Source organism: Flavimobilis marinus (genome assembly GCF_900113055.1).
GTDB lineage: Bacteria > Actinomycetota > Actinomycetes > Actinomycetales > Cellulomonadaceae > Flavimobilis > Flavimobilis marinus.
The window spans coordinates 719,946-743,086 of sequence record NZ_FONZ01000002.1 but is presented as its reverse complement, the minus strand read 5'-3'; the positions used below and the strand labels follow the sequence as shown (position 1 = coordinate 743,086).

Sequence of the window (23,141 nt, the reverse complement as noted above, 5' to 3'; positions counted from 1 at the left end):
GGCGGTGCGCGGGGACGTCGCTGGCGTCCTCGACGTCGACGGGGTTCTCTTCGATATCGACGACACCCTGGTGGACACGCGTGCGGCGTTCGCTGCGGCCCTGGCCGCGGTGAGCGCCGTGTACCTGCCCCACCTGCGCGACGACCAGCACGCCGACGTCCTCGCCCACTGGCGCGCCGACGTCGGCGGTCACTACCGCGCCTACACTCGGGGCGAGGTGAGCTTCCGCACCCAGCGCATGGCGCGGATCGCTGCCCTCCACGTCGAGTTCGGCGGCCCGCAGATCGACGACGCTGAGTACGAGGCGTGGGACGCGGCGTTCGGCGAGGCGTTCGAGGGAGCGTGGCGGGCGTTCGACGACGCGCTCGACGCGGTCGAGCGGATCGCCGCGGCCGGTCTCCTGGTCGGGGCGCTGTCGAACGCCTCGGTCGAGCACCAGGTGCGCAAGCTGCGTCGCGTGGGGCTCGAGCGCGTCCCCATGCTCGTCGGCGTCGACACCCTCGGCGTCGGGAAACCTGATCCTCGCGTGTTCGCCCTCGCGTGCGAGCGGCTCGGCACGGCGCCCGGGCGCACCGTGTACGTGGGCGACGAGCTCGACATCGACGCGCTCGCCGCCACCCGGGCCGGCCTGCGCGGTGCGTGGCTCGACCGACCGGGGACGCGGCGCGGGGGAGCGCACCTGGAGGACCCCGCGCGGGCGGGCGACGTCCCGGTTCTGCCGTCGCTGACCGCGCTGGCCGACCTGCTCGGCGTGTAGCCGGCCCGTAGGGGTCGCCCTAGCCCTGCCCGGCCGGCTCGCGCACTGTCGAGTCCCAGCGCCAGCGGGTCAGCCGGTCACGCCCGGGCAGCGCGAGGCGCCCGGTACACCACAGCAGCAGCGCATCGTGGGTTGCCTCCGTGTCGCGGGGCGCGTCGGGGAAGAGGCGGGCCAGTGCGCGCTCGGCCAGCCCGTCGGGGAAGGCCTGCGGCGCAAGCCCGAGGCCCACGAGGATGTCGTGCGCGTGGACCACGATCTCCACGACGCCCATCGCGGCAAAGCCTGGCGGGTCGGCCAGCCCGAACGGGTGGTAGGCGCGCAGCTCCGGGGGAGCCGCCTCGACCTGGGTGGCGAGGAGCTCCGCCGACGCGGTCAGCGCCTCCGCGAGGCCGGCTGGGCCGCTCGCGGGCGCGACCCGGACGACCTCGGACTCGCCGCGCGGGCCCGTGATCGGCACGTAGCCGAGCCGCGCGCCGCTCGCGACCTGCAGGGCGTACGCGACGAGGTCGTCCACGACGTGCTCCGCGGTGCGCCAGCAGGACCACGACACCTCGCCCGCCGGCGCGTCCAGGGCTGTCGTCGTGCTCTGGTTCAGCGTGTGCGCCAGCCAGCGGGCGGCGACGCGGACGTCGTCGGGCGTAGAGGGCGCAGGGCGGGGGGACGTCATGAGCAGACCCTAGGACGGGTCGGCCGGCGGGGCCGGGTCCGGGGCGCTGCCTCGGCCGAGCTGTGACCTGAGGGTGATCGGACTGTGACGGTGCGCATGCGAGAGCCGGGAGGGCGGAGGCTGGTTTGGCACCTGCCGATGTGTCGGGTAGAGTCTTCCGACGGTACGACCCCCGGTTTCGGGGCCACGCAAGACCTCCCTGGAGGTGTTGAATGGTCCGGGCAAATCGGGAGTTATACCCATTGGGGTATGGTGTAATTGGCAACACAACGGTTTCTGGTACCGTCATTCTAGGTTCGAGTCCTGGTACCCCAGCGCAGAATTCTTCAGCGGATCGAGTGGTCACGACCACGAAGATCATGCGGTAGGATTTTGACTCGGCAAGACCGAAGGGCCTCTACGGAAGCCCGGAAAGTCGCCACATAGGCCCCCATCGTCTAGCGGCCTAGGACGCCGCCCTCTCACGGCGGTAGCACGGGTTCAAATCCCGTTGGGGGTACGAGCAAGGCCCGGTCACTGACAAGTGACCGGGCCTTCTTGCATTCCGTGAGGTGCCTCGCGACCCCGTCATCGAGAAGCGAGCTGCGGTCGCAACGGCGGTGCCGGAGGCGACCGCAGCTCACTTCTCGGTGGGGGCTCGAGTGACCCGAGGGGCGGGCGGGCGGGCGGGTGCTGACGGTCGGTCAGGCGGAGGTGCGCCGTAGGACCTCGGTGAGGCGGTTCGCGGCGGCGACCACAGAGTTGGCGTGCAGGCGTCCGGGCTGGCGGCTCAGACGCTCGACCGGGCCGGAGATCGAGACCGCGGCGACGACCTTGCCGGACGGCCCCCGCACGGGTGCGGACACCGAGGCGACGCCCGCCTCGCGCTCGGACACGGACTGGGCCCACCCGCGGCGTCGGACGCCCGAGAGGATCGTGGCGGTGAACTTCGAGCCCTGCAGCCCGCGGTGCAGGCGGTCGGGCTCCTCCCACGCGAGCAGGATCTGCGCGGCGGACCCGGCGAGCATGGTGAGCGTCGCACCGACGGGGATCGAGTCGCGCAGGCCGATCGGCCGCTCGGCGGCCGCGACGCAGATGCGCTGGTCGCCCTGGCGCCGGTAGAGCTGCGCGCTCTCGCCCGTGTGGTCGCGCAGCGCGGTGAGCACCGGGTTGGCCGCGGCCAGCAGGCGGTCCTCGCCGGCCGCCGTCGCGAGCTCGTTCAGGCGCGGGCCTAGGACGAAACGCCCCTGCATGTCTCGCGCGACCAGCCGATGATGCTCGAGGGCCACGGCGAGCCGGTGAGCGGTGGGGCGAGCCAGGTGGGTGGCTGCGACGAGCTGTGCGAGGGTCGCCGGTCCGGCCTCGAGAGCGCCCAGGACCGAGGCCGCCTTGTCGAGAACGCCGACTCCACTAGAGTTGTCCATGGGTCGATATTGCAGTCTCAACGGCTGAGACGCAAGTACGCGCCCGGCGCGTCGCAGCGACTCTTGGGTGAAGCGCAGTCTCACAGACTGCAATACACGGTCTCACAGACCGTACGCACTTGGGCAGAGCGGAAGGGATGAACATGGCCGGCACGCTGGCGGAGAAGGTCTGGGAGGCGCACCTGGTGCGTCGCGGCACCGACGGGGCGCCGGACCTCCTGTACATCGACCTGCACCTCGTCCACGAGGTCACGAGCCCCCAGGCGTTCGAGGGGCTCCGCCTCGCCGGGCGTCAGGTTCGGCGCACGGACCTCACGATCGCGACCGAGGACCACAACACCCCGACGCTCAACATCGACCGGCCGATCGCGGACCTCACGAGCCGCACGCAGATCCAGACGCTGCGCAACAACGCCGCCGAGTTCGGCGTCCGGCTGCACTCGCTCGGGGACGCGGACCAGGGCATCGTGCACGTCGTCGGCCCACAGCTCGGCCTGACTATGCCGGGGCTGACCGTCGTGTGCGGCGACTCGCACACCTCGACCCACGGCGCGTTCGGCGCGCTCGCGTTCGGCATCGGCACCTCGGAGGTCGAGCACGTCCTCGCCACCCAGACCCTGCCGCTCCAGCCGTTCAAGACCATGGCGATCACGATCGACGGCGAGCTCCCCGAGGGCAGCACCGCCAAGGACATCATCCTGGCGATCATCGCGAAGATCGGCACCGGCGGCGGCCAGGGCTACGTGCTCGAGTACCGCGGCGAGGCGATCCGCAAGCTCTCCATGGAGGGCCGCATGACGATCTGCAACATGTCGATCGAGGCCGGCGCCCGCGCGGGCATGATCGCCCCGGACGAGACCACCTTCGAGTACCTCAAGGGCCGCCCGCACGCCCCCGAGGGCGCGGACTGGGACGCGGCCGTCGAGCACTGGCGCACCCTGCGCACGGACGACGACGCCACGTTCGACGCCGAGGTCGTCCTCGAGGCCGCGGACCTCGAGCCGTTCGTCACCTGGGGCACCAACCCCGGCCAGGGCCTGCCGCTCTCGGCCAACGTGCCCGACCCCGCGCAGATCGCCGACGAGAACGAGCGCGTCGCCGCCGAGCGGGCGCTCGAGTACATGGGCCTCGAGGCAGGCACCCCGCTGCGCGAGATCGCGGTCGACACCGTCTTCATCGGCTCGTGCACCAACGGCCGCATGGAGGACCTGCGCGCGGTCGCGGAGATCATCCAGGGCCGCCGCAAGCACGACGACGTCCGCGTCCTCGTGGTCCCGGGCTCGGCCCGCGTACGGCTCCAGGCCGAGGCCGAGGGGCTCGACCAGGTGTTCCTCGACTTCGGTGCCGAGTGGCGCAACGCCGGCTGCTCGATGTGCCTGGGCATGAACCCGGACCAGCTCGCGCCCGGCGAGCGCGCCGCGTCGACGTCGAACCGCAACTTCGAGGGCCGGCAGGGCAAGGGCGGACGCACGCACCTCGTGTCCCCGCTCGTCGCCGCCGCCACCGCCATCCGCGGCACGCTCTCCTCGCCGGCCGACCTGGCCCGCGACGACGCGCTGCTGCCCGCCTGAGACTCGAGGAGACCGCCATGGAGAAGTTCACCACCCACACCGGCGTCGGCGTCCCCCTGCGTCGCAGCAACGTGGACACCGACCAGATCATCCCCGCCGTGTACCTCAAGCGGGTCACGCGTACGGGCTTCGAGGACGCGCTGTTCGCCGCCTGGCGCGGTGACCCCGACTTCGTGCTCAACCAGCCCGCCTACGCGACGGGCTCCGTGCTCGTCGCTGGCCCCGACTTCGGCACCGGATCCTCGCGCGAGCACGCCGTCTGGGCGCTCAAGGACTACGGCTTCAAGGTCGTGCTGTCCCCGCGCTTCGCGGACATCTTCCGCGGCAACTCCGGCAAGCAGGGTCTGCTCGCCGCGCAGGTGTCGCAGGAGGACGTCGAGCTGCTGTGGAAGGTCCTCGAGACCACGCCGGGCGCCCAGGTCACCGTGAACCTCGCCGAACGTACCGCGGCGGCGGGCGACGTCGTCGTGCCCATCCAGGTGGACGACTACACGCGCTGGCGCCTCATGGAGGGCCTGGACGACATCGGCCTCACGCTCCAGCACGAGGGCGACATCACGGCCTTCGAGGAGCGCCGCGAGGCGTGGCGGCCGCGCACCCTGCCCGCCAAGCACCTGCCGCCCGTCGAGATCGTCGCGGCGCGTCCCGTCGGTGGCGACGACGCCTGAGCACCTGAGAGAACTCTCACCGACGCCGGGCACGTCGCGCGGAATACCGCGCCTCGTGCCCGGCGTTCGTCCTGCGTGCCGCACCTCGCCACCGGCGGGGGAGCGGCATGATGGTGCCTCACCACCGAGCGATAGGCGACGATAGACCCATGACCGACCTGCTCTCCGTCAACGGGGGAAGCCCGCTCCACGGATCCATCACGGTGCGCGGCGCCAAGAACTTCGTCTCGAAGGCCATGGTGGCCTCGCTCCTGGGCACCGGCCCGAGCGAGTTGCGCAACGTGCCCCAGATCCGCGACGTCGACGTCGTCAGCGGGCTCCTCGAGCTCCACGGCGTGACCGTGGACTACGACCCCGTGGCCGGCGTGCTGAAGCTCGACCCGTCGAACGTCGAGTCCGCGCACGTGGCCGACATCGACGCGCACGCGGGCTCCTCGCGCATCCCGATCCTCTTCTGCGGCCCGCTGCTGCACCGGCTGGGCGAGGCCTTCATCCCCGACCTGGGTGGTTGCCGGATCGGCGATCGGCCGATCAACTACCACCTGGACATCCTGCGGCAGTTCGGCGCGCAGGTGGACAAGCGGGCCCAGGGCATCCACCTGACGGCTCCGAACGGCCTGCACGGCACCAAGATCTCGCTGCCGTACCCGAGCGTCGGCGCCACCGAGCAGCTCCTGCTCACCGCCGTGCGCGCCCACGGCGTGACCGAGCTCGCGGGCGCCGCGATCGAGCCCGAGATCATGGACCTGATCAACGTCCTGCAGAAGATGGGCGCGATCATCTCCGTCGACACCGACCGCGTCATCCGGATCGAGGGTGTCGACGAGCTCACGGGCTACCGCCACACCTCGCTGGGAGACCGCATCGAGGCCGCGTCCTGGGCGTCGGCCGCGCTCGCCACGGGCGGCGACATCTACGTCAAGGGCGCCACGCAGCCGGAGATGACGGCCTTCCTCAACACCTTCCGCAAGGTCGGCGGGCAGTTCGAGGTCGACGACGAGGGCATCCGGTTCTTCCACCCGGGCGGCGACCTCAGCTCGATCGTGCTCGAGACCGACGTGCACCCCGGCTTCATGACCGACTGGCAGCAGCCGCTCGTCGTCGCGCTCACCCAGGCCAAGGGCCTGTCGATCGTGCACGAGACCGTCTACGAGAACCGGTTCGGCTTCACCGACGCGCTGCGCGGCATGGGTGCGACCATCCAGGTCTACAAGGAGTGCCTCGGCGGACGCCCGTGCCGGTTCGGCCAGCGCAACTTCCTGCACTCCGCGGTGATCTCCGGCCCGACCAAGCTCCAGGCGGCAGACATCGAGGTGCCGGACCTGCGCGGTGGCTTCTCGCACCTCATCGCTGCGCTCGCCGCCGAGGGGCGTTCCACGGTCCGAGGCATCACGCTGATCGACCGGGGGTACGAGGCCTTCACCGAGAAGCTCACGGCGCTCGGCGCGTCCTTCGACCGCGACTGACAGGAGCCCCCGTGCCCATCGCACACCCCAAGAGCAGGACGTACCGCGCGGCCGCGTTCGTGCTGCGGCCCCTGCTGTTCGCGATCACCAAGCGGGACTGGCAGGGGGGCGAGCACCTGCGCCAGGACGGCGGCTTCATCGTCGCGGCGAACCACTTCTCCAACCTCGACCCGTTGACCTTCGCGCACTTCATGTACGACCACGGCATCGCGCCGCGGATCCTTGCGAAGTCCTCGCTGTTCACGATCCCCGTGGTGGGCAAGCTGCTGGCGAACACCGGGCAGATCCCCGTGCACCGGCAGACGACGCAGGCGGGGCGGTCGCTCGAGGAGGCCGTGGCGGCCCTCGAGGGTGGGGCGTGCGTCGCGGTGTTCCCCGAGGGAACGCTCACGCGAGAGCCCAACCTCTGGCCCATGGCGGGCAAGACGGGAGTCGCTCGGCTCGCGCTGCTGTCCCGCGCACCCGTGGTGCCGGTGGTGCAGTGGGGGGTGCAGGAGATCCTGCCCCGCTACAGCAAGAAGTTCCGGCCGTTCCCTCGCAAGACGGTGCACGTGCACGCCGGGCCGCCCGTGGACCTGTCGGACCTGTACGACCGTCCGCTCGACACCGTCGTGCTGCGTGAGGCCACCGAGCGGGTGATGACCGCGATCACCGGCATCCTCGAGGGCATCCGCGGTGAGCAGGCACCCGCCGAGCGGTACGTGATGCGTGACCCGTCCCGGCGTCCGGGCACGCCGGAGGACCCCGCGTGACCGAGCAGCCCGGAGCAGCGGCGCAGGGTCCGCTGCGCGCCGCCGTCCTCGGCACGGGCGCCTGGGGCACGACGTTCGCCATGGTCCTCGCCGACGCGGGCTGCGACGTGGCGATGTGGGGCCGGTCGCCCGAGGTGTGCGACCAGATCACGACCGCGCACCGCAACTCTCGTAACCTCGCGGGCATCGAGCTGCCGGCGACGATCAGCGCCAGCACGGATGCCGCCGCCGTCCTCGAGGGCAGGGAGCTCGTCGCGATCGCCGTCCCGTCGCAGTCGGCGCGCACCACGCTCGCGGGGCTGCGCGACGCCTGGCCCGCGGGGGCGACGGCCGTGTCCCTGATGAAGGGCGTCGAGCTCGGCACGGACGAGCGGATGAGCCAGGTGATCGCCGAGTCGCTCGGTATCCCGGAGGATCACGTCGTCGTCGTCTCGGGTCCCAACCTGGCGCGCGAGATCGCGGAGCACCAGCCGACCGCGACCGTGGTGGCCGGGACCGACCCCGAGCGCGTCGCCCGCGTGGCGGTCGCCTGCTCCAACCCGTACTTCCGGCCGTACACCAACACCGACGTCGTCGGCGTCGAGCTGTGCGGCGCGGTCAAGAACGTCATCGCGATCGCGGTCGGCATCGCCCAGGGTCGGGGCTTCGGGCTCAATACGACCGCCACGATCATCACGCGCGGCCTCGTCGAGATCACGCGCCTCGGGCGAGCGCTGGGCGCCGAGGCGGAGACCTTCGGTGGCCTCGCGGGCCTCGGAGACCTGATGGCGACGTGCGCGTCGCCGCTGTCGCGCAACCACACGCTCGGCCGGCACATCGGCCAGGGGCTCGACCTGCGCGAGGCGACCGCCGCGACCGGGGGGACCGCCGAGGGCGTGAAGTCGGCGACGTCGGTGCTCGAGCTCGCTGCGCGGCACGGCGTGGAGATGCCCATCACGGCCGCCGTCGTGGGCGTGCTGCACGAGGGCCTACCGGTCGCGGACATGGCCACGATGCTGCTCGCGCGGCCGAAGAAGGCCGAGCGGACCTGACCGGGCCGACGGAGCCCGGGCAGGCCCGCAGACGGAGCCTGGCCGCCGGTCAGGCGAGCATGTCTCGCACCAGCGGAGCGACCTGAGAGCCGTAGAGCTCGATCGACCGCGCGAGCATCGCGTGCGGCATGTGGCCGTTCGCGTACTTGAGGTCGAAGCGGTCGGCCCCGAGCGCCTGCAGGGTGCGCGCGATCTTGCGGGCCACCGTCTCCGGGGAGCCGATGGCGTAGGCGCCGGCGGGCGCGACCATCTGGCGGAACTGGCTCTCGGTGATCGGGCGTCCGCCGCGCTCGGCGAAGATCCGGGAGAAGTACGGGCCGATGTACGGCCAGGCCTCGGCCACGGCCTGCTCGTCGGTCTCGGCGACGTGCCCCGGCATGTGCACGCCGATCCGCTGCAGGGGGTTGCCGAGCTCGTCCAGCGCCCGCCGGTAGAGATCCGTGAATTGGGCGAAGGACTGGGGCGAGCCGCCGATGATCGCGAGCATCAGGGGCAGGCCGTGCTGCGCCGTACGGATCACGGACTGCGGCGAGCCGCCGACGGCGATCCAGGCCTTGAGCAGTCCGTCCTCCACGTGCGGGAACACCTCGGCGTCGGACAGGGGCGCGCGGGTGCTCCCGGACCACGTGACGGGCTGCTGCGCGCGCGCCCGCATGAACAGCTCGAGCTTTTCCTCGAAGAGGACCTCGTAGTCGCCCAGGTCGTAGCCGAACAGGGGGAACGACTCGATGAACGACCCGCGGCCGAGGATGGCCTCTGCGCGCCCGCCCGAGATCGCGTCGAGGGTCGCGAAGCGCTGGAACACCCGGATCGGGTCCTCCGACGACAGCACCGTGACGGCGGTGCCCACGTGGATGCGCTCGGTCTGGGCGGCGATCGCCGTCGCGACGGTGTCAGGCGCGGAGACGGCGAAGTCGGCGCGGTGGTGCTCGCCGATCCCGATGAAGTCGAGTCCGACCTGGTCTGCGAGCACACCCTGCGCAACCACCTCGCGGATGGTCTGCGCGTGGGTGCTCAGGTCGCCGTCGGGGGCTGTCGAGACGTCGCCGAAGGTGTCGAGGCCGAGCTGCAGGGGGAAGGGGGAGGCGGTGGGCATCGGGCTGCTCCGTCATGTCGTCGCACTTGGTCGTTGACCGTTCAACGATCTCAACGGGAGGGTATTCCCCCGGCCCTCACGGCCAGACCTGAGCGCGCCTACCGGCTGACGGCGCGCAGCGCCTGGTCCAGGTCCCGCCAGAGGTCCTCGACGTCCTCGATGCCGACGCTGAGCCGCAGGAGATCCTCGGGGACGGTGAGCGACTCGGTCGTGAACCGGCGGCGGCGCTCGAGGGTGGACTCGACGCCGCCCAGGCTGGTGGCCGGCACCCAGAGGCGGACTGCCGCGACGACGGCGTCTGCTGCCGCGAGCCCGCCGTGCGGGCGCACGCCGATGATCGACCCGAATCCGTCCATGAGGCGCGCGGCACGCTCGTGCCCGGGGTCGGTCGGCAGCCCGGGGTGCCGGACCTCCGCGACGCCGGGGTGCGCGGCGAGCCGCCGTGCCAGCTCAAGCGCGGTCGCCTGAGACTGCCGCACGCGCAGCGCGAGCGTCCGGAGCCCTCGCAGCGCGAGCCAGACCTCGAACGGCCCTGCGATCGCCCCGTGCAGCGTCCGGTACGCGCGCACGGCGGCCACGAGCGACTCGTCGTTGCCCACCACGATGCCGAGCACGACGTCGGAGTGCCCGGCCAGGTACTTCGTCACCGAGTGCACGACGAGGTCCGCGCCGAGGTCGAGCGGTCGCTGGCCCAGCGGCGTCGCGAAGGTGTTGTCGACCACGACGAGCGCGCCGGCCTCGTGCGCCGCGGCGATCAGCGCCGGGAGGTCCGCGACCTCGAGCATGGGGTTGGTGGGGGACTCGACCCAGAGCAGCCGCGCGCCGGAGAGCGCCGCGACGACGGCGTCGGTGTCGGCGACGTCGACGCGCCGGACCTCGACGCCGTAGCGCGCCGCCATGTCGTCGAGCAGCCCGAGCGTCACCTGGTAGGCGTGCCGGGGGACGACGACGGCGTCGCCCGGGCGCACGCTCGACAGCGCTGCGGCGATGGCCGCCATCCCGGAGGAGAACACCACGCCGTGGGCCGCGTGCTCGAGCCCTGCGACGGCCTCCTCGAACGGTTCCCACGTCTCCGTGCCCGCTCGCGCATACAGCTTCTCCGGCCCGGGGACGCCCTGGGAGACGTACGTCGACGTCAGGACGACGGGCGCGTTGACCGGACCGCCCTGGACGCGTGCCGGCCGACCGCTGACCACGGCCAGGGTGTCGGGTGAGAAGGGTGCGCCTGCGGTGTCGTGACCAGCCATGCGGTGACGATACGACACGCTCCCGACAGGGCGCGGGGCCCGTCTCGCGGTCGAGATGGCCGGGTCGCCATGCTCCGGTAGTGTCGGGCGCGATGAACACGCACCTGCGTCTCGTGACGACCGACTCCGACCCGCGTCCCGCAGGGACCCGCACCCGCGTGGTGCTGCTCTTCGGCGGGCGTTCGGGGGAGCACGCGATCTCCTGCGCGACCGCCGCGGGCGTGCTGCGCGCGATCGACCGCGACAAGTACGACGTGATCCCCGTCGGCATCACCCCGCAGGGCCGGTGGGTGCTGGCCGCAGACGACGCCGAACGCTGGGACATCGACGCCCGGCACATGCCGGAGGTCCCTGCGGGAGCGGGCGAGGTCATCCTCTCCTACGCCGCCGGCGACCAGAGCCTGCGGGTGCTCGAGCCCGGCGCGGTGCCTGCCGTCCTGGGCGACGTCGACGTCGTCTTCCCGCTGCTGCACGGTCCCTTCGGCGAGGACGGCACCCTGCAGGGGCTGCTCGAGATGGCCGACGTCCGCTACGTCGGCGCCGGCGTGCTCTCCTCCGCCGTGAGCATGGACAAGCACTTCATGAAGCTCGTGCTCGCCGGGCAGGGTCTGCCCATCGCGCCGTACACCGTAATCCGGCCGGGTGAGTGGGAGCGCGGGCCGCGGGCGTGGACCGCCGCCGTCGAGCACCTGGGGCTCCCGGTCTTCGTGAAGCCCGCGCGGGCGGGGTCCAGCCTCGGCATCACGCGCGTCGACGACCTCGCGGACCTCGCCGCGGCCGTGACCGAGGCCCGCCGGCACGACCCCAAGGTGATCGTCGAGCAGGGCGTCGTCGGGCGCGAGATCGAGTGCGCCGTGCTTGGTGCGCCTACGGGCGGCACGCCGCGCGCCTCGCTCCCCGGGGAGATCGTCGTCGAGGACGACGCGCATGCCTTCTACGACTTCGAGGCCAAGTACCTCGACGAGGCCTCCGTGACGCTGTCGTGCCCGGCCGACCTTCCGCCGGAGCTCGTCGCCGAGATCCAGGCGGTGGCCGTGCGCACGTTCGAGGCCGTGGCCTGCGAGGGTCTCGCCCGCGTGGATGTCTTCGTGACCACCGACGGGCAGGTGGTGGTCAACGAGATCAACACGATGCCCGGCTTCACGCCGTTCTCGATGTACCCGCGCATGTGGGCGGCGTCGGGGCTCGAGTACCCGGAGCTGATCGACGAGCTCATCCAGCTGGCCCTCGCGCGTCCGACCGGGCTGCGCTAGGGGTTCAGGGCAGGCTGTGCGTCAGTAGCACTGCCGGTCCTGCTCGGCCAGCACGACTGCCGGGTTCAGGTCCACCACCGGAGCTGTCGGCACGTCGGGCGGCACCCGGACCTCGACCGCGGGGTTGCGACCGTAGGTCGTGAAGATCCAGTCCTCGGTCTCGCCCTCCTGCCGGACCACCCAGTCGACCGCGGTGCCGGATGCCGTGGTGATCGTCTGGCACTGGTCGGTCGTCGGCCCGAGCGCAGGAACCCCGCAGCGCAAGGTGATCGCGCGCTGGGGCTCGCCCCACGCCGTCGTCGCCTGGCTGTCGGTGTCGAGGCGGGGCAGCCCGCCGAGCTCCTCCGGCGTGGCGAGCACCACGGCCGCGCAGGTGGGGTCCGTGGCGTTCTCACCGGGCGGGACGCTGATCGTGGGTGCGCACGCGGCGAGCAGCGGGCCACCGACGAGCGCGGCGACGGTCGCGACGCGCACGGGGTGGCGGGGGCGGCGTGGCATGACGCCGGGGGGAGGCTGGGCGGGCACGACGCCCACGGTACCGCGATCAGCGCACGCACCCGTTAGCGTGGCGGCGTGACCAGTGCCACCCCCCGCGTCCGCGATCTCAGCGAGTCCGAGCTGCTCGCGCAGATCTTTCCCCAGCTCCCTCGCGGCGGAGCGACGATCCTCGGGCCCGGGGACGACTGCGCGATCGTGCGGGCACCCGACGGTCGCGTCGTGATCTCGACGGACGTGCTGGTCGAGGGGCGGCACTTCCGGCGCGACTGGTCCCAGGGGTACGACGTCGGCTGGCGTGCGGCGATGGCGAATCTCGCGGACATCGCCGCGATGGGCGCCGTCCCGACGAGCGTCGTCGTGGCGCTCGTCGTGCCGGGGGACCTTGAGGCCGCGTGGGTCGTCGACCTCGCGCGAGGGCTCGGCGACGCCTGCGGGACGTACGACGTCGGGGTGGTCGGGGGAGACCTCAGCGGCGGGGATACCGTCGTCGTCAGCGTGACGGTGCACGGGGACCTCGAGGGGCGCGCCCCGGTGCCGCGCTCCGGCGCTCGGCCGGGCGACGTCGTCGCGCACGCTGGCGTCCGGGGCTGGTCCGCGGCGGGCCTCGCGCTCCTGTCGGCCGGTGCCGCAACGGACGCCCCCTCAGCCCTGCTCGCAGGCTTCCTCCGCCCAGACCCGCCGGTGCGGGCCGGGCGGGCGGCCGGCGTGGCGGGCGCGACGGCGATGCTGGACGTGTCTGACGGTCTGGTCCTCGACGCGGGACGGATCGCCCAGGCGAGCGACGTCGTCGTCGACCTGTCGCTGGGAGCGCTGGGGGACGACGTCGCTCAGCTCGCCGACGCCGCCGCGCGGGTGGGAGCCGATGCCGCCACGTGGGTGCTCACGGGCGGGGAGGACCACGGCATGCTCGCGACGTTCCCCGCGGACGTCGCGCTGCCCGTGCCGTTCCGGGCGATCGGCGCGGTCCGGCGGTCAGACGACGAGGTGCGTGCCGGGACCGTCCTCGTGGACGGCCAGCCCTGGCACGGCGCCGCGGGGTGGGATCACTTCGCCCGCAGGTAGCGGACCTCCACGAGGTAGGTGTCGCCGTACTCCTCCATGCGCTCGACCCCGTCCGGCGCGAAGCCGTGGCGGCGGTAGAAGCGCTGGGCGCGGTCGTTGTCACCGAGCACCCACAGGGACAGCGATGCGCCGTCCGGGACCTCGGCGAGGGAGTGCCGCATGAGGTCCCTTGCGACGCCGCGGCCCCAGGCCTCAGGGTCGAGGTACATGGCGTAGATCTCGAGGTCGCCGGGCTCGGCGTCCTCGTCGCGCCGGGGGCCGAGCGTCGCGAAGCCGACCGTGCGGGAGTCCACGACAGCGAGCCACGTCGTGATCTCGCCGCGGGCCAGGGCGCGCTCCCAGAGCGCGCGGCGTTCCTCGGCGTCGAGTGCCGCCAGGTAGTCGGCCGGGACGATCCCCGCGTAGGCCTCGCGCCAGGACGCGACGTGGACCTGCGCGATGTCGGCCGCGTCGGCGACGGTGGCGGTGCGGATCGTGACGTCCTCAAGATCGACCATGGCCTCAGCCTGCCATCAAAAAAGTCATGCGCCAACCCGCCACGGGTAAAGATATGGCCACGGCACCCGCCGCGTCGCGCCCGGCTACCTGGCGCCTCAGCACGCGGCGCCTCAGCACCCGGCGCCTCAGCGCCCGGCGCCTCAGCTCGCGAGTCCGATAGTTCGGCCTCCGGTCCGATAGGAGGCACTGTCGGTGTCGAGGCGCAACTATCGGACTCGACGGGGGAGCGGGGGGGGCAGCGGGGTGGGGACAGCAGAAGGGCCCGCGGATCCTGAGATCCACGGGCCCTTCTGGTGAGAGCGTCAGACGTTGCGCGTGACCTTGCCGGCCTTGAGGCACGAGGTGCACACGTTGAGGCGCTTGGGGGCGCCACCGACGATGGCACGCACGCGCTGGATGTTCGGGTTCCAGCGGCGCTTGGTGCGCACGTGCGAGTGCGAGATGGAGTGCCCGAAGCTCGGGCCCTTGGCGCAGACGTCGCAGTTGGCAGCCACTGTCTTCTCCTGAATGTCTGGTGCACGCCGCAGAACGCGACGAAGATGATGGTCGGTCACGGAGGGCGGCTGTCCCAGGTCCGGAAGATCTCCGACCCGCAGGGCGCCTGCAGCACCGTGGTGCCCAGCAGGACTGGGCAACCTCGATAGAGTACCTGATGGTCCGCTCCGGACCCAAATGATCGGCACCGGACCGCCAGCGTCAGTGGCCACGACGATGATAGTGGGGTGAACCTCCTCGTGACCGAGACGCAGCTCGACCACCCGACGGTGCGCCGCTGGGCGAGCCTCGCCGTCCGCGCGCTCGAGGAGTCCCGCGGCCGGCTCGACGCCGCGAACGTCTTCCCGGTCGCGGACTCGGACACGGGCACGAACCTCCTGCTCACGCTGCGCGGAGGCCTCGTTGAGCTCGACGCCGCCTCCGGACCGGCCCCCCTCGAGACGCTCGCCCGCGGCGCCCTGGTCTCGGCTCGGGGCAACTCCGGGATCATCCTGAGCGAGTTCCTGCGCGGGCTGTCGTCGTGCCTCGCGGACCCGGCCGCCGCGCTCGCCCCGCGCGCCCTGGCGGACGCGATCGTGTGCGGCGCGACCAGCGCGAACGACGCCGTCGCGTCGCCGGTCGAGGGCACGATCCTCACCGCAGCCCGCTCCGCCGGGCAGGCGGCCCTCACGGCCGCGGAGGCCGGCGACGTCGCGGCCGTGCTGGACGCCGCCTGCGCCGGCTCTCGCGGCGCGCTCGCCCGCAGCGCCGAGGACCTGGGCGTCCTCGCGAGCGCCGGGGTGCTCGACGCCGGCGCGTACGGTTTCACCCTCGTGCTCGAGAGCCTGCGTGAGGCCCTGGTCGGCGTAGCGCGCCCCCTGGAGATGCCCGAGCTGGGCACCGCGGGGCCCACGGACCACGCCCACGACCCCACGGCCGCGGCATGCTCCGGCCACACCGGCGAGTCGCACGGGAGCAACGGGCTCGACGGCGACGTCGAGGTCATGTTCGTCATGCACGACGACCGCCCCGGTGACCCCGGCGGTGTGCTGCGCGCGCGCCTGAGCGAGGTCGGCGGTTCCGTCGTCGTCGTGGGCGGGGACGGCACCTGGCAGGCGCACGTGCACACCGACGACCCGGCCGCGGCTGTCGCGGTGGCTCCCGGTGCGTCGCTGCGGCAGGTCTGCGTCCGCCACCTCGTCGCCCAGGTCACGGGCGAGGCGACGCTGCGGGGCGTGGTCGCCGGGGTCGTGAGCCCTGGTCTGCTGCTCGAGGTCGCGCGCACCGGCGCGGTCGTCCTGCACCGCACGGACGGGCCGTGGGACGCGACCGAGTTCGCGCGGGTCGTCGAGGACACCGGGTCGGGGAAGGTCGCCGTGCTCGTGCGGCCCGACGCCGTCCCCGCGGTCGCGCGGGCGCAGGAGGTCCTGGGGGCCGACGTCGTCACGCTCGACGCCGTGGCCGTCACCTCGGACCTCGAGGTGGTGCTGGCGCTGACGGCCGCCGTCGAGGGCGGCGCGGCGTCCGCAGCGGCCGGGGACCTCATGCGGGCGGCGCTCGAGCGCTCGTGGACGATTACGACCACGGCCGACGACGCCTCGCACGCCCTTGCGGCGGCCGAGCCGGCCCAGGCGCCCGAGCTCGTCCTCGCCCTGTGGGACCAGGACGTCGCCGACGCCGTCCGCACGGACCTGCAGGCCGCCGCCCACGAGCGGTGGCCCGCGGCCGAGGTCGTGCACCTGGACTCCGGCGTCCCCGGCCACGGCGCCACCGTGGGGCTCACGTGGTGACGCCCGCGCTGCCGGTCGCCCCCGACGCAGGTCCGGGGCCGGGCATGGACGAGCCGCTCAAGCGGATCCTGGGCGCGCGGACCGCGACGTCGCTCGCCAAGCTCGGGCTCGAGACCACGGGCGACCTGCTGCGGCACTACCCGCGCCGGTACGCCGAGCCGGGCACGATGACCGACCTGGCGAGCCTCGTCGTCGGCGAGCACGTCACCGTGATGGCGCGCGTGGCGAGCGCGACCGTGCGCAGCATGCGCTCGCGGGGCGGCGCGATGATGCAGGCGGTCGTGACCGACGACGTGCACCGGCTCAACCTGACCTTCTTCAGCAAGGGTCCGGGTGCCCTGCGCGTCCACGAGGACCGGCTGCGCCCCGGCGCGGTCGGCCTGTTCACGGGGACCGTGGGGGAGTACCGGGGCGAGCGGCAGCTCACCCACCCCGACTACGTGCTGGTGGGTGCGGACGCCGACAACGAGGCCGCCGCGCTCACGGAGGCGTCGCGCCCCGTGCCGATCTACCCGGCGTCGGCCGCCGTCCCGACGTGGCGCATCCAGCGCGCCGTCCGCACCGTTCTGGACCCGTTGACCGAGGAGCAGGTCCCGGACCCGGTCCCGGCCGAGATCCTCGGGCGGCACCGCTACCCGTCGCTGCTGCGGGCGCTGCGGCTGGTGCACCTGCCCTTCACGACGTCGGAGGCGCACCAGGGTCTCGCGCGGCTGCGGTACGAGGAGGCGCTCGTCCTGCAGACCGAGCTGGCGCGCCGCCGCGCCGAGGTCGCCGCGCTGCACACGACCGCCCGCCCGGCGCGGCCCGGGGGGCTGCTCGAGGCCTTCGACGCGCGGCTGCCCTTCACGCTCACCGCCGGGCAGCAGGAGGTGGGCGAGCAGCTCGCCGGCGACCTCGCGCAGAGCCGCCCGATGCAGCGCCTGCTCCAGGGCGACGTCGGCTCTGGCAAGACGATCGTGGCGCTGCGCGCGATGCTGCAGGTCGTCGACGCCGGCGGGCAGGCCGTGATCCTGGCGCCGACGGAGGTCCTCGCCGCCCAGCACCACCGGACCATCCGGGCGCTGCTCGGGCCGCTGGCCGAGGCCGGGACCCTCATGGGTGAGGCGGGCGCGACCCGCGTGGCGCTGCTCACCGGGTCGCTCGGCGCACGTGCCCGCAAGGAGGCGCTGCTCGAGGCCGCGAGCGGCCAGGCGGGGATCGTCGTCGGCACCCACGCGCTGCTCGGCGAGCACGTGCAGTTCGCGGACCTCGGGCTGATCGTCGTCGACGAGCAGCACCGGTTCGGCGTCGAGCAGCGCGACGCCCTGCGCGGGCGGGCGCAGACGACCCCGCACATGCTCGTCATGACCGCGACGCCGATCCCGCGCACGGTGGCGATGACGCTGTTCGGCGATCTCGAGATCTCCGAGCTCGCCGGGCTCCCCGACGGCCGCGCCGGCGTCGCCACCCACGTGGTGCCCGCGGGGCGCCCCGCCTGGGTCGGGCGCATCTGGCAGCGCGTGCGCGAGGAGGTCGAGGCGGGCAACCGGGTGTACGTCGTGTGCCCGCGCATCGACAGCGACGACGCCGCGGGGGACGACGTCCTGGACGACGACGGGCTCCTGCTCGACGACGACGCCACGGGCGGCCCGGGCGACGCGGCGGGCAGGCCGGCAGGGGGCGGCCCCGCGCGGCCCCCGCTGAGCGCGGTCACGGAGGTCGCCGAGCAGCTGCGCGCGATGCCCGCCCTCGACGGCGTCCGGATCGCCACCCTGCACGGGCGCCTCGGGCCCGCCGAGAAGGAGCAGGCCATGGCGGACCTCGCGTCGGGCGCCGCGCCGGTCCTCGTGGCGACCACCGTCGTCGAGGTCGGCGTCGACGTCCCCGAGGCGACGCTCATGGTGATCCTCGACGCCGACCGCTTCGGCATCTCCCAGCTGCACCAGCTGCGCGGCCGCGTCGGGCGCGGGTCCCGCCCCGGGACCTGCCTGCTCGTCTCGCACGCGGAGCCCGGCACCGACGCGTTCGAGCGCGTGGAGCGGCTCGCGTCGACCACCGACGGCTTCGAGCTCGCCCGCCTCGACCTCGAGCTCCGGCGCGAGGGCGACGTCCTGGGCGCCGCCCAGTCCGGCAAGGCCAGCTCGCTGCGCCTGCTCCGGGTGGTGCGCGACGCGGACCTCATCGCGCGCGCCCGCCAGGACGCCGAGGCCCTCGTCGCCGCGGACCCCGCGCTCGCGGCGTGGCCGGGGCTGGCGGCCGCGATCGAGGACCGGCTGCGCGACGACAGCAAGGAGTTCATCGACCGGTCCTGAGGTCCCGCGCCGCTAGGCTGGGCGCGTGACCAGGATCGTTGCCGGGACCGCCGGCGGGCGCACGCTCGCCGTGCCGCCGCGCGGGACGCGCCCCACGAGCGAGCGCGTCCGCGAGGCGATCTTCTCCCGGCTCGACCACTACGACGTCGTCCAGGGCGCCGTCGTGCTCGACCTGTTCGCCGGGTCCGGAGCCCTCGGGCTCGAGGCCGCGAGCCGCGGGGCGGCGGCCGTGACGCTCGTCGACACGGCCCGCGGCGCCGTCGAGGTGTGCCGGCGCAACGTCGAGTCCCTGGGCGTGAGCGGCGTCCGCGTCGTCACCGACCGCGCCGAGCGGTTCGTCGCCACCCTCCCGCTCGTTCCGTGGGACCTCGTGTTCATCGACCCGCCGTACGACCTCCCGGAGGTCGCCGTCGACGGGCTGCTGGCCGCGCTCGCGGAGCCCGGGGCGGTCGCGGACGGGGCCGTCGTCGTCGTCGAACGCTCGAAGCGCAGCACCCCGCCCACGCTGCCGGTCGGGTGGGAGACGCTCGCGCACAAGGACTACGGCGAGACGAGCGTCTGGTACGTGGGCCCGGAGCTCGACGAGCCCGCCTGACCCGCGCCCCGGGCCCCGGTGGACTACCGTGAGGGCGTGAGCCTCGCCGTCTTCCCGGGATCGTTCGACCCCTTCACGCTCGGACACCTCGACGTCACGCGACGCGCGGCCCGGCTCTTCGAGACCGTCGTGATCGGCGTCGCCGTGAACTCCTCGAAGAAGCCGCTGCTCGACGTCGCCGCGCGGCTCGAGCTCGCCCGCGCGGCCACCGCGGAGCTCACCGGCGTCCGGGTCGAGCCGGTGCCCGGCCTCCTCGTCGACTTCTGCCGCAACGCGGGCGCCGACGCGATCGTCAAGGGCCTGCGCGGCGGCGCGGACTTCGACGCCGAGACCCCCATGGCGCTGATGAACCGGCACCTCGCCGGCGTCGAGACCGTCTTCGTGATCGGCGACCCCGCCCTCGCGCACATCGCCTCGTCCCTGGTCAAGGACGTCGCCCGGTTCGGCGGCACCATCGACGACCTTGTCCCGGCCGGCGTGGCCGACCGGGTCCACGCGGCGCTGACCACCGCCCCCACGCAAGGAGGAGCACCCCGATGAGCCACCCCCAGCAGCCCGAGCACGCGACGCTCCCCGCGCTGCTCGACGCGCTCGACGACGTGATCGTGCGCGCACGGCCCATGCCGATGTCGGCGTCGGTGCTCGTGAACAAGCCCGAGGCGCTCGAGCTGATCGACCAGATGCGCGAGGCCATGCCCGCCCAGCTGTCCCAGGCCGACGAGTACCTCACCGACGCCGACCAGCGGCTCGCCGACGCCGAGGCGCAGGCCGAGCAGATCATCGCCCAGGCCCGGGAGCGCGCGGCCCAGCTGGTCGCCGCCGAGCAGATCGTGCGCCAGGCCGAGGCGCGCGCCCGCGAGATCGTCCAGCAGGGCCAGCGGGAGGCCGACGAGCTGCGCTCCGAGGCCGACGACTACTGCGACCGCCGGCTCGCCGAGTTCGAGATCGACCTGGGCAAGGTCGTCGCGCAGGTGCAGGCCGGGCGGGCCAAGCTCGCCGACCGGCTGGCCGAGCGCGACGACTGACCCGGGGCCCGCGGCCGCGGCCCGAGCCGCGCGACGTGTCGGGCGCCCGCCGTACCATGGGACTTCCTGCGGCTGACGCCGCACCCGATGGAAGGTGTGACCTGCGTTGAAGAATGAAGACCAGCGCGTCCTCGATCCGCGCGAGCCGCTGGTCGTCGACGTGCACGACCTCTCCCGCCGCCCCGGCTCGATGCGCGAGCTCGACCTCGACGTCGCCGCCCCGGCGGACCTCGGCACGGTCGTCATCGGCGTGCCGCAGGGGTCGCCGCTCGAGCTCGACCTGCGCCTGGAGTCCGTCATGGAGGGCGTCCTGGTCTCGGGCAACGTCCACGCCGAGCTCGTGGGCGAGTGCGCGCGCTGCCTCGAGCCCGTGACCGACGAGCTCGACGTCACGCTCACCGAGCTGTACGTCTACCCCGAGCGCGCGAAGTCCGCGCAGGAGGTCGGCGACGACGAGGAGGCCGAGGAGGTCCACGAGCTCGTGGGCGAGCTGCTCGACCTCGAGCCCGCCCTGCGGGACACGATCGTGATGGCGCTGCCCTTCCGTCCGCTGTGCACCCCGGACTGCCAGGGCCTGTGCTCGGAGTGCGGCGTGCGCCTGAGCGACCCGGGCAACGAGGACCACCACCACGAGATCCTCGACCCGCGCTGGAACGCCCTCAAGGCACTGACCGGCGAGGAGTCGCCGGAGCAGGAGTCGTGACGCAGCCCGCTGAGCTCCTCGAGACCCTCGGCGTCGACCTGGACCCGGAGACCCTCGTCCTCGCGCTGACGCACCGCAGCTTCGCGCACGAGGCCGGGGGCATCCCGACCAACGAGCGCCTGGAGTTCCTGGGCGACGCCGTGCTGGGCGTGATCGTCACCGAGGCCCTGTACCGGCGCCACCCCGAGCTGCCCGAGGGCGAGCTCGCGAAGATGCGCTCGGCCACGGTCTCCCAGCGCGCGCTCTCCGAGGTCGCACGCACGCTGGGCCTGGGGCAGTACATCCTGCTCGGCAAGGGGGAGCTGCGCACCGGCGGCGCGAGCAAGGACTCGATCTTGTCGGACACCGTCGAGGCGCTCATCGGCGCGGTGTACCTGAGCCACGGCCTCGAGCGGACCCGGGAGCTGGTGCACAGCCTCGTCGACCCGCTGCTGTCCAACGCCGCGGACCTGGGCGCCGGCCTCGACTGGAAGACGAGCCTCCAGGAGGCCTCGACGGCCGGCGGCCTCGGCGTGCCGGTGTACGAGAGCCAGGGCGAGGGCCCCGACCACGCGCGGCACTTCACCGCCCAGGTGCTCCTCGACGGCGTCGTGCGCGGCACGGGGACGGGCACCGCGAAGAAGCACGCGGAGCAGCAGGCGGCCAAGGCTGCCTATGCCTGGGTCAGGGACGCGGGTGCCGGAGCTTCCTGAGGTCGAGACCGTCCGTGACGGCCTCGCCCGGCACGTCCTCGGGGCCCGCGTCGCTGACGTCACGGTGCTCCGCGACTACAGCGTGCGCCGCCACGAGGGCGGTCCGGTGGACTTCGCCGCCCGCCTGCGCGGCGCCGTCCTGGTCGCCGCGGCGCGCCGGGGCAAGTACCTGTGGCTCGAGCTCGACCACCCGGGCGAGGCGCTGCTCGCCCACCTCGGCATGAGCGGGCAGCTGCTGGTCTCCGACCCGGCCGCGGACCCCGGCGCCCCCGACCACCGGCACCTGCGCGTCCGTCTCGACCTCGTCATGCCCGACGGCGCCCCGCGCCGCCTGGACTTCGTCGACCAGCGGACCTTCGGGTACCTCGCCGTCGTCGGCACCGTGCCCACGCCCGACGGCGCCCCGGGCGGGTCCGGCTCGCTGCGCGCAGAGGTGCCCGACGGCGTCGCGCACGTCGGGCGCGACCTGCTGGACCCGGCGCTCGACGTCGACGCCGTGGTGCGGGCCGTCCGGTCGCGGCGCAGCGGGATCAAGCGCGCGCTGCTCGACCAGACGCTCACGTCGGGCGTCGGGAACATCTACGCCGACGAGGCGCTGTGGCGGGCGCAGGTGCACTACGACCGGCGCTGCGACGCCCTGCGGCCGCCTCAGGTGCGGGCCGTGCTCGACGCCGCGCGGACGGTCATGACCGAGGCGCTCGCCGTCGGCGGGACGAGCTTCGACGCGCTCTACGTCAACGTGAACGGCGAGTCCGGGTACTTCGCGCGTGGCCTGAACGCCTACGGGCGCGCGGGGCAGCCGTGCGCGCGCTGCGGCGCCGAGATCGTGCGCGAGGTGTTCATGAACCGGTCGTCGTACCTGTGCCCGGTGTGCCAGCCGCGTCCGCGCGCGCGGCGCTCACCGCGGGCCGGAACCGCCGCCGGTTAGCATGAGCCTCATGCGTGCGACGACTGAGAGCTCTGGGCCCATCACCGTCATGATCGTCGACGACCACGAGGTCGTCCGGCGGGGGATCGCGGAGGTGGTCGACCGGTCCGAGAACCTGAACGTCGTCGCCGAGGCAGGTTCGGTGGCGGAGGGCCTGCGCCGTGCCGCGCTCGTCCAGCCCCAGGTGATCCTCGTGGACCTGCAGCTGCCCGACGGCACGGGCATCGACCTGATCCGCCAGCTCAAGGCCGCCGGGGCGACCAGCCGCCCGATCATCCTCACGTCGTTCGACGACGACCGTGCGCTCGCCGAGGCGCTCGACGCCGGCGCGGCCGCATACCTGCTCAAGAGCGTGCGCGGCGCGGAGATCTCCGACGTCATCCACGCCGTCGCCGCGGGCCGCGTGCTGCTCGACGAGCGCACCGTCACGCGCCGCCGCGCCGAGCACGAGGACCCCACCGCGGACCTCACGCCGAGCGAGCTGCGCGTGGTGGACCTCATCGCCGAAGGTCTGTCCAACCGCGAGATCGCCGAGCGTCTGAGCGTCGCCGAGAAGACGGTCAAGAACCACATCACGTCGCTCCTGGCGAAGATGGGCCTGCAGCGCCGGACCCAGGTGGCCGCGTGGGCCGCGGGCCGCAAGAACCGCGAGTGGTCGAGCGAGGGCCGCTGAG

24 protein-coding genes and 2 tRNA genes are annotated in these 23,141 nt (G+C 73.3%); 19 read left to right on the top strand and 7 right to left on the bottom strand.

Features of this window, described 5'->3' with window-relative positions:
• Nucleotides 1–4 precede the first annotated feature (4 nt).
• Nucleotides 5–757: an HAD family hydrolase gene (locus tag BMZ30_RS08410; protein ID WP_093377151.1), complete on the top strand. Its 753-nt coding sequence runs from the start codon at nt 5–7 to the stop codon at nt 755–757.
• 19 nt (nt 758–776) lie between these two features.
• On the opposite strand, the gene BMZ30_RS08405 is transcribed toward BMZ30_RS08410, so the two are convergent.
• A complete protein-coding gene (locus BMZ30_RS08405; RefSeq protein ID WP_093377149.1) occupies nt 777–1,424 on the bottom strand; it encodes a maleylpyruvate isomerase N-terminal domain-containing protein in 648 nt (215 codons plus the stop codon).
• Between the two features lie 243 nt (nt 1,425–1,667).
• Between BMZ30_RS08405 and BMZ30_RS08400 the strand changes: the two genes are divergently transcribed.
• Both BMZ30_RS08400 and BMZ30_RS08395 read left to right on the top strand, forming a co-directional pair.
• A tRNA-Gln gene (locus tag BMZ30_RS08400) sits at nt 1,668–1,739 on the top strand.
• A 111-nt stretch (nt 1,740–1,850) separates the two neighbouring features.
• Nucleotides 1,851–1,923 (top strand) — tRNA-Glu (locus BMZ30_RS08395).
• Between the two features lie 184 nt (nt 1,924–2,107).
• On the opposite strand, the gene BMZ30_RS08390 is transcribed toward BMZ30_RS08395, so the two are convergent.
• On the bottom strand, nt 2,108–2,827 hold the full coding sequence (locus BMZ30_RS08390; RefSeq protein ID WP_093377146.1) for an IclR family transcriptional regulator: 720 nt from the start codon (nt 2,825–2,827) through the stop codon (nt 2,108–2,110).
• 143 nt (nt 2,828–2,970) lie between these two features.
• Between BMZ30_RS08390 and leuC the strand changes: the two genes are divergently transcribed.
• The 5 genes from leuC to BMZ30_RS08365 all read left to right on the top strand — a co-directional run bounded on the left by leuC (nt 2,971) and on the right by BMZ30_RS08365 (nt 8,315).
• Nucleotides 2,971–4,398 carry a 3-isopropylmalate dehydratase large subunit gene (leuC, locus tag BMZ30_RS08385; RefSeq protein ID WP_093377144.1) on the top strand — a complete coding sequence of 476 codons (1,428 nt, stop codon included), beginning with the start codon at nt 2,971–2,973 and terminating at the stop codon, nt 4,396–4,398.
• Nucleotides 4,399–4,415: 17 nt separating this feature from the next.
• On the top strand, nt 4,416–5,066 hold the full coding sequence (gene leuD / locus BMZ30_RS08380) for a 3-isopropylmalate dehydratase small subunit (protein WP_093377141.1): 651 nt from the start codon (nt 4,416–4,418) through the stop codon (nt 5,064–5,066).
• Nucleotides 5,067–5,215: 149 nt separating this feature from the next.
• On the top strand, nt 5,216–6,532 hold the full coding sequence (gene murA / locus BMZ30_RS08375; protein ID WP_093377138.1) for a UDP-N-acetylglucosamine 1-carboxyvinyltransferase: 1,317 nt from the start codon (nt 5,216–5,218) through the stop codon (nt 6,530–6,532).
• A gap of 11 nt (nt 6,533–6,543) precedes the next feature.
• On the top strand, nt 6,544–7,284 hold the full coding sequence (locus BMZ30_RS08370; RefSeq protein ID WP_093377136.1) for a lysophospholipid acyltransferase family protein: 741 nt from the start codon (nt 6,544–6,546) through the stop codon (nt 7,282–7,284).
• Nucleotides 7,281–8,315 (top strand): NAD(P)H-dependent glycerol-3-phosphate dehydrogenase, encoded by a 1,035-nt coding sequence (locus BMZ30_RS08365; RefSeq protein WP_268248150.1) that lies wholly within the window; start codon nt 7,281–7,283, stop codon nt 8,313–8,315. The genes BMZ30_RS08370 and BMZ30_RS08365 overlap by 4 nt, the downstream gene beginning before the upstream one ends.
• Before the next feature lie 49 nt (nt 8,316–8,364).
• On the opposite strand, the gene BMZ30_RS08360 is transcribed toward BMZ30_RS08365, so the two are convergent.
• The gene (locus tag BMZ30_RS08360) at nt 8,365–9,411 is read right to left on the bottom strand and encodes an LLM class flavin-dependent oxidoreductase (protein WP_093377134.1); all 1,047 of its coding nucleotides are present in this window, start codon (nt 9,409–9,411) and stop codon (nt 8,365–8,367) included.
• Between the two features lie 98 nt (nt 9,412–9,509).
• On the bottom strand, nt 9,510–10,658 hold the full coding sequence (locus tag BMZ30_RS08355) for a trans-sulfuration enzyme family protein (protein WP_093377132.1): 1,149 nt from the start codon (nt 10,656–10,658) through the stop codon (nt 9,510–9,512).
• A gap of 92 nt (nt 10,659–10,750) precedes the next feature.
• Here BMZ30_RS08355 and BMZ30_RS08350 point away from each other — a divergent pair, with 92 nt between their 5' ends.
• Nucleotides 10,751–11,911, top strand: a complete 1,161-nt coding sequence (locus tag BMZ30_RS08350) for a D-alanine--D-alanine ligase family protein (RefSeq protein WP_093377484.1) — start codon at nt 10,751–10,753, stop codon at nt 11,909–11,911.
• 21 nt (nt 11,912–11,932) lie between these two features.
• Here BMZ30_RS08350 and BMZ30_RS08345 read toward each other — a convergent pair whose 3' ends face one another.
• On the bottom strand, nt 11,933–12,436 hold the full coding sequence (locus BMZ30_RS08345; RefSeq protein WP_229828501.1) for a DUF3515 family protein: 504 nt from the start codon (nt 12,434–12,436) through the stop codon (nt 11,933–11,935).
• Between the two features lie 48 nt (nt 12,437–12,484).
• On the opposite strand from BMZ30_RS08345, the gene BMZ30_RS08340 reads away from it, so the two are divergent.
• Nucleotides 12,485–13,471 (top strand): thiamine-phosphate kinase, encoded by a 987-nt coding sequence (locus tag BMZ30_RS08340; protein WP_093377127.1) that lies wholly within the window; start codon nt 12,485–12,487, stop codon nt 13,469–13,471.
• On the opposite strand, the gene BMZ30_RS08335 is transcribed toward BMZ30_RS08340, so the two are convergent.
• Nucleotides 13,453–13,968 (bottom strand): GNAT family N-acetyltransferase, encoded by a 516-nt coding sequence (locus tag BMZ30_RS08335; RefSeq protein WP_093377125.1) that lies wholly within the window; start codon nt 13,966–13,968, stop codon nt 13,453–13,455. The genes BMZ30_RS08340 and BMZ30_RS08335 overlap by 19 nt on opposite strands.
• Before the next feature lie 303 nt (nt 13,969–14,271).
• Nucleotides 14,272–14,463 (bottom strand): 50S ribosomal protein L28, encoded by a 192-nt coding sequence (gene rpmB, locus BMZ30_RS08330; RefSeq protein ID WP_093377123.1) that lies wholly within the window; start codon nt 14,461–14,463, stop codon nt 14,272–14,274.
• A 228-nt stretch (nt 14,464–14,691) separates the two neighbouring features.
• On the opposite strand from rpmB, the gene BMZ30_RS08325 reads away from it, so the two are divergent.
• The 9 genes from BMZ30_RS08325 to BMZ30_RS08285 all read left to right on the top strand — a co-directional run bounded on the left by BMZ30_RS08325 (nt 14,692) and on the right by BMZ30_RS08285 (nt 23,140).
• On the top strand, nt 14,692–16,233 hold the full coding sequence (locus tag BMZ30_RS08325; protein WP_093377121.1) for a DAK2 domain-containing protein: 1,542 nt from the start codon (nt 14,692–14,694) through the stop codon (nt 16,231–16,233).
• Nucleotides 16,234–16,277: 44 nt separating this feature from the next.
• Nucleotides 16,278–18,524 carry an ATP-dependent DNA helicase RecG gene (locus tag BMZ30_RS08320; protein ID WP_093377482.1) on the top strand — a complete coding sequence of 749 codons (2,247 nt, stop codon included), beginning with the start codon at nt 16,278–16,280 and terminating at the stop codon, nt 18,522–18,524.
• Between the two features lie 25 nt (nt 18,525–18,549).
• Entirely contained in the window at nt 18,550–19,119 is a 570-nt protein-coding gene (gene rsmD / locus BMZ30_RS08315; protein WP_093377118.1) for a 16S rRNA (guanine(966)-N(2))-methyltransferase RsmD, read from the top strand.
• Between the two features lie 36 nt (nt 19,120–19,155).
• The gene (gene coaD / locus BMZ30_RS08310) at nt 19,156–19,659 is read left to right on the top strand and encodes a pantetheine-phosphate adenylyltransferase (RefSeq protein ID WP_093377479.1); all 504 of its coding nucleotides are present in this window, start codon (nt 19,156–19,158) and stop codon (nt 19,657–19,659) included.
• Complete coding sequence (locus tag BMZ30_RS08305; RefSeq protein ID WP_093377117.1) at nt 19,656–20,144, top strand: ATP synthase subunit B family protein; 489 nt, start codon at nt 19,656–19,658, stop codon at nt 20,142–20,144. Before coaD ends, BMZ30_RS08305 begins: the two co-directional genes overlap by 4 nt.
• A 190-nt stretch (nt 20,145–20,334) precedes the next feature.
• Nucleotides 20,335–20,847 carry a YceD family protein gene (locus BMZ30_RS08300; RefSeq protein WP_093377477.1) on the top strand — a complete coding sequence of 171 codons (513 nt, stop codon included), beginning with the start codon at nt 20,335–20,337 and terminating at the stop codon, nt 20,845–20,847.
• Nucleotides 20,844–21,539, top strand: a complete 696-nt coding sequence (rnc, locus tag BMZ30_RS08295) for a ribonuclease III (RefSeq protein ID WP_093377114.1) — start codon at nt 20,844–20,846, stop codon at nt 21,537–21,539. Before BMZ30_RS08300 ends, rnc begins: the two co-directional genes overlap by 4 nt.
• Nucleotides 21,523–22,467: a bifunctional DNA-formamidopyrimidine glycosylase/DNA-(apurinic or apyrimidinic site) lyase gene (mutM, locus tag BMZ30_RS08290; protein WP_093377112.1), complete on the top strand. Its 945-nt coding sequence runs from the start codon at nt 21,523–21,525 to the stop codon at nt 22,465–22,467. Before rnc ends, mutM begins: the two co-directional genes overlap by 17 nt.
• A 10-nt stretch (nt 22,468–22,477) precedes the next feature.
• A complete protein-coding gene (locus tag BMZ30_RS08285) occupies nt 22,478–23,140 on the top strand; it encodes a response regulator (RefSeq protein WP_093377474.1) in 663 nt (220 codons plus the stop codon).
• The last annotated feature ends 1 nt before the right edge of the window (nt 23,141 follow it).

Excerpts from the sequence above, each read along its gene's own strand:
- leuC (WP_093377144.1), top strand. The coding sequence starts at position 2,971 with ATGGCCGGCACGCTGGCGGAGAAGGTCTGGGAGGCGCACCTGGTGCGT.
- BMZ30_RS08355 (WP_093377132.1), bottom strand. The coding sequence starts at position 10,658 with ATGGCTGGTCACGACACCGCAGGCGCACCCTTCTCACCCGACACCCTG.
- BMZ30_RS08300 (WP_093377477.1), top strand. The coding sequence starts at position 20,335 with ATGCGCGAGCTCGACCTCGACGTCGCCGCCCCGGCGGACCTCGGCACG.
- BMZ30_RS08285 (WP_093377474.1), top strand. The coding sequence starts at position 22,478 with ATGCGTGCGACGACTGAGAGCTCTGGGCCCATCACCGTCATGATCGTC.
- BMZ30_RS08390 (WP_093377146.1), bottom strand. The coding sequence starts at position 2,827 with ATGGACAACTCTAGTGGAGTCGGCGTTCTCGACAAGGCGGCCTCGGTC.
- BMZ30_RS08320 (WP_093377482.1), top strand. The coding sequence starts at position 16,278 with ATGGACGAGCCGCTCAAGCGGATCCTGGGCGCGCGGACCGCGACGTCG.
- BMZ30_RS08405 (WP_093377149.1), bottom strand. The coding sequence starts at position 1,424 with ATGACGTCCCCCCGCCCTGCGCCCTCTACGCCCGACGACGTCCGCGTC.
- BMZ30_RS08350 (WP_093377484.1), top strand. The coding sequence starts at position 10,751 with ATGAACACGCACCTGCGTCTCGTGACGACCGACTCCGACCCGCGTCCC.
- leuD (WP_093377141.1), top strand. The coding sequence starts at position 4,416 with ATGGAGAAGTTCACCACCCACACCGGCGTCGGCGTCCCCCTGCGTCGC.
- BMZ30_RS08335 (WP_093377125.1), bottom strand. The coding sequence starts at position 13,968 with ATGGTCGATCTTGAGGACGTCACGATCCGCACCGCCACCGTCGCCGAC.
- BMZ30_RS08305 (WP_093377117.1), top strand. The coding sequence starts at position 19,656 with ATGAGCCACCCCCAGCAGCCCGAGCACGCGACGCTCCCCGCGCTGCTC.
- BMZ30_RS08360 (WP_093377134.1), bottom strand. The coding sequence starts at position 9,411 with ATGCCCACCGCCTCCCCCTTCCCCCTGCAGCTCGGCCTCGACACCTTC.
- murA (WP_093377138.1), top strand. The coding sequence starts at position 5,216 with ATGACCGACCTGCTCTCCGTCAACGGGGGAAGCCCGCTCCACGGATCC.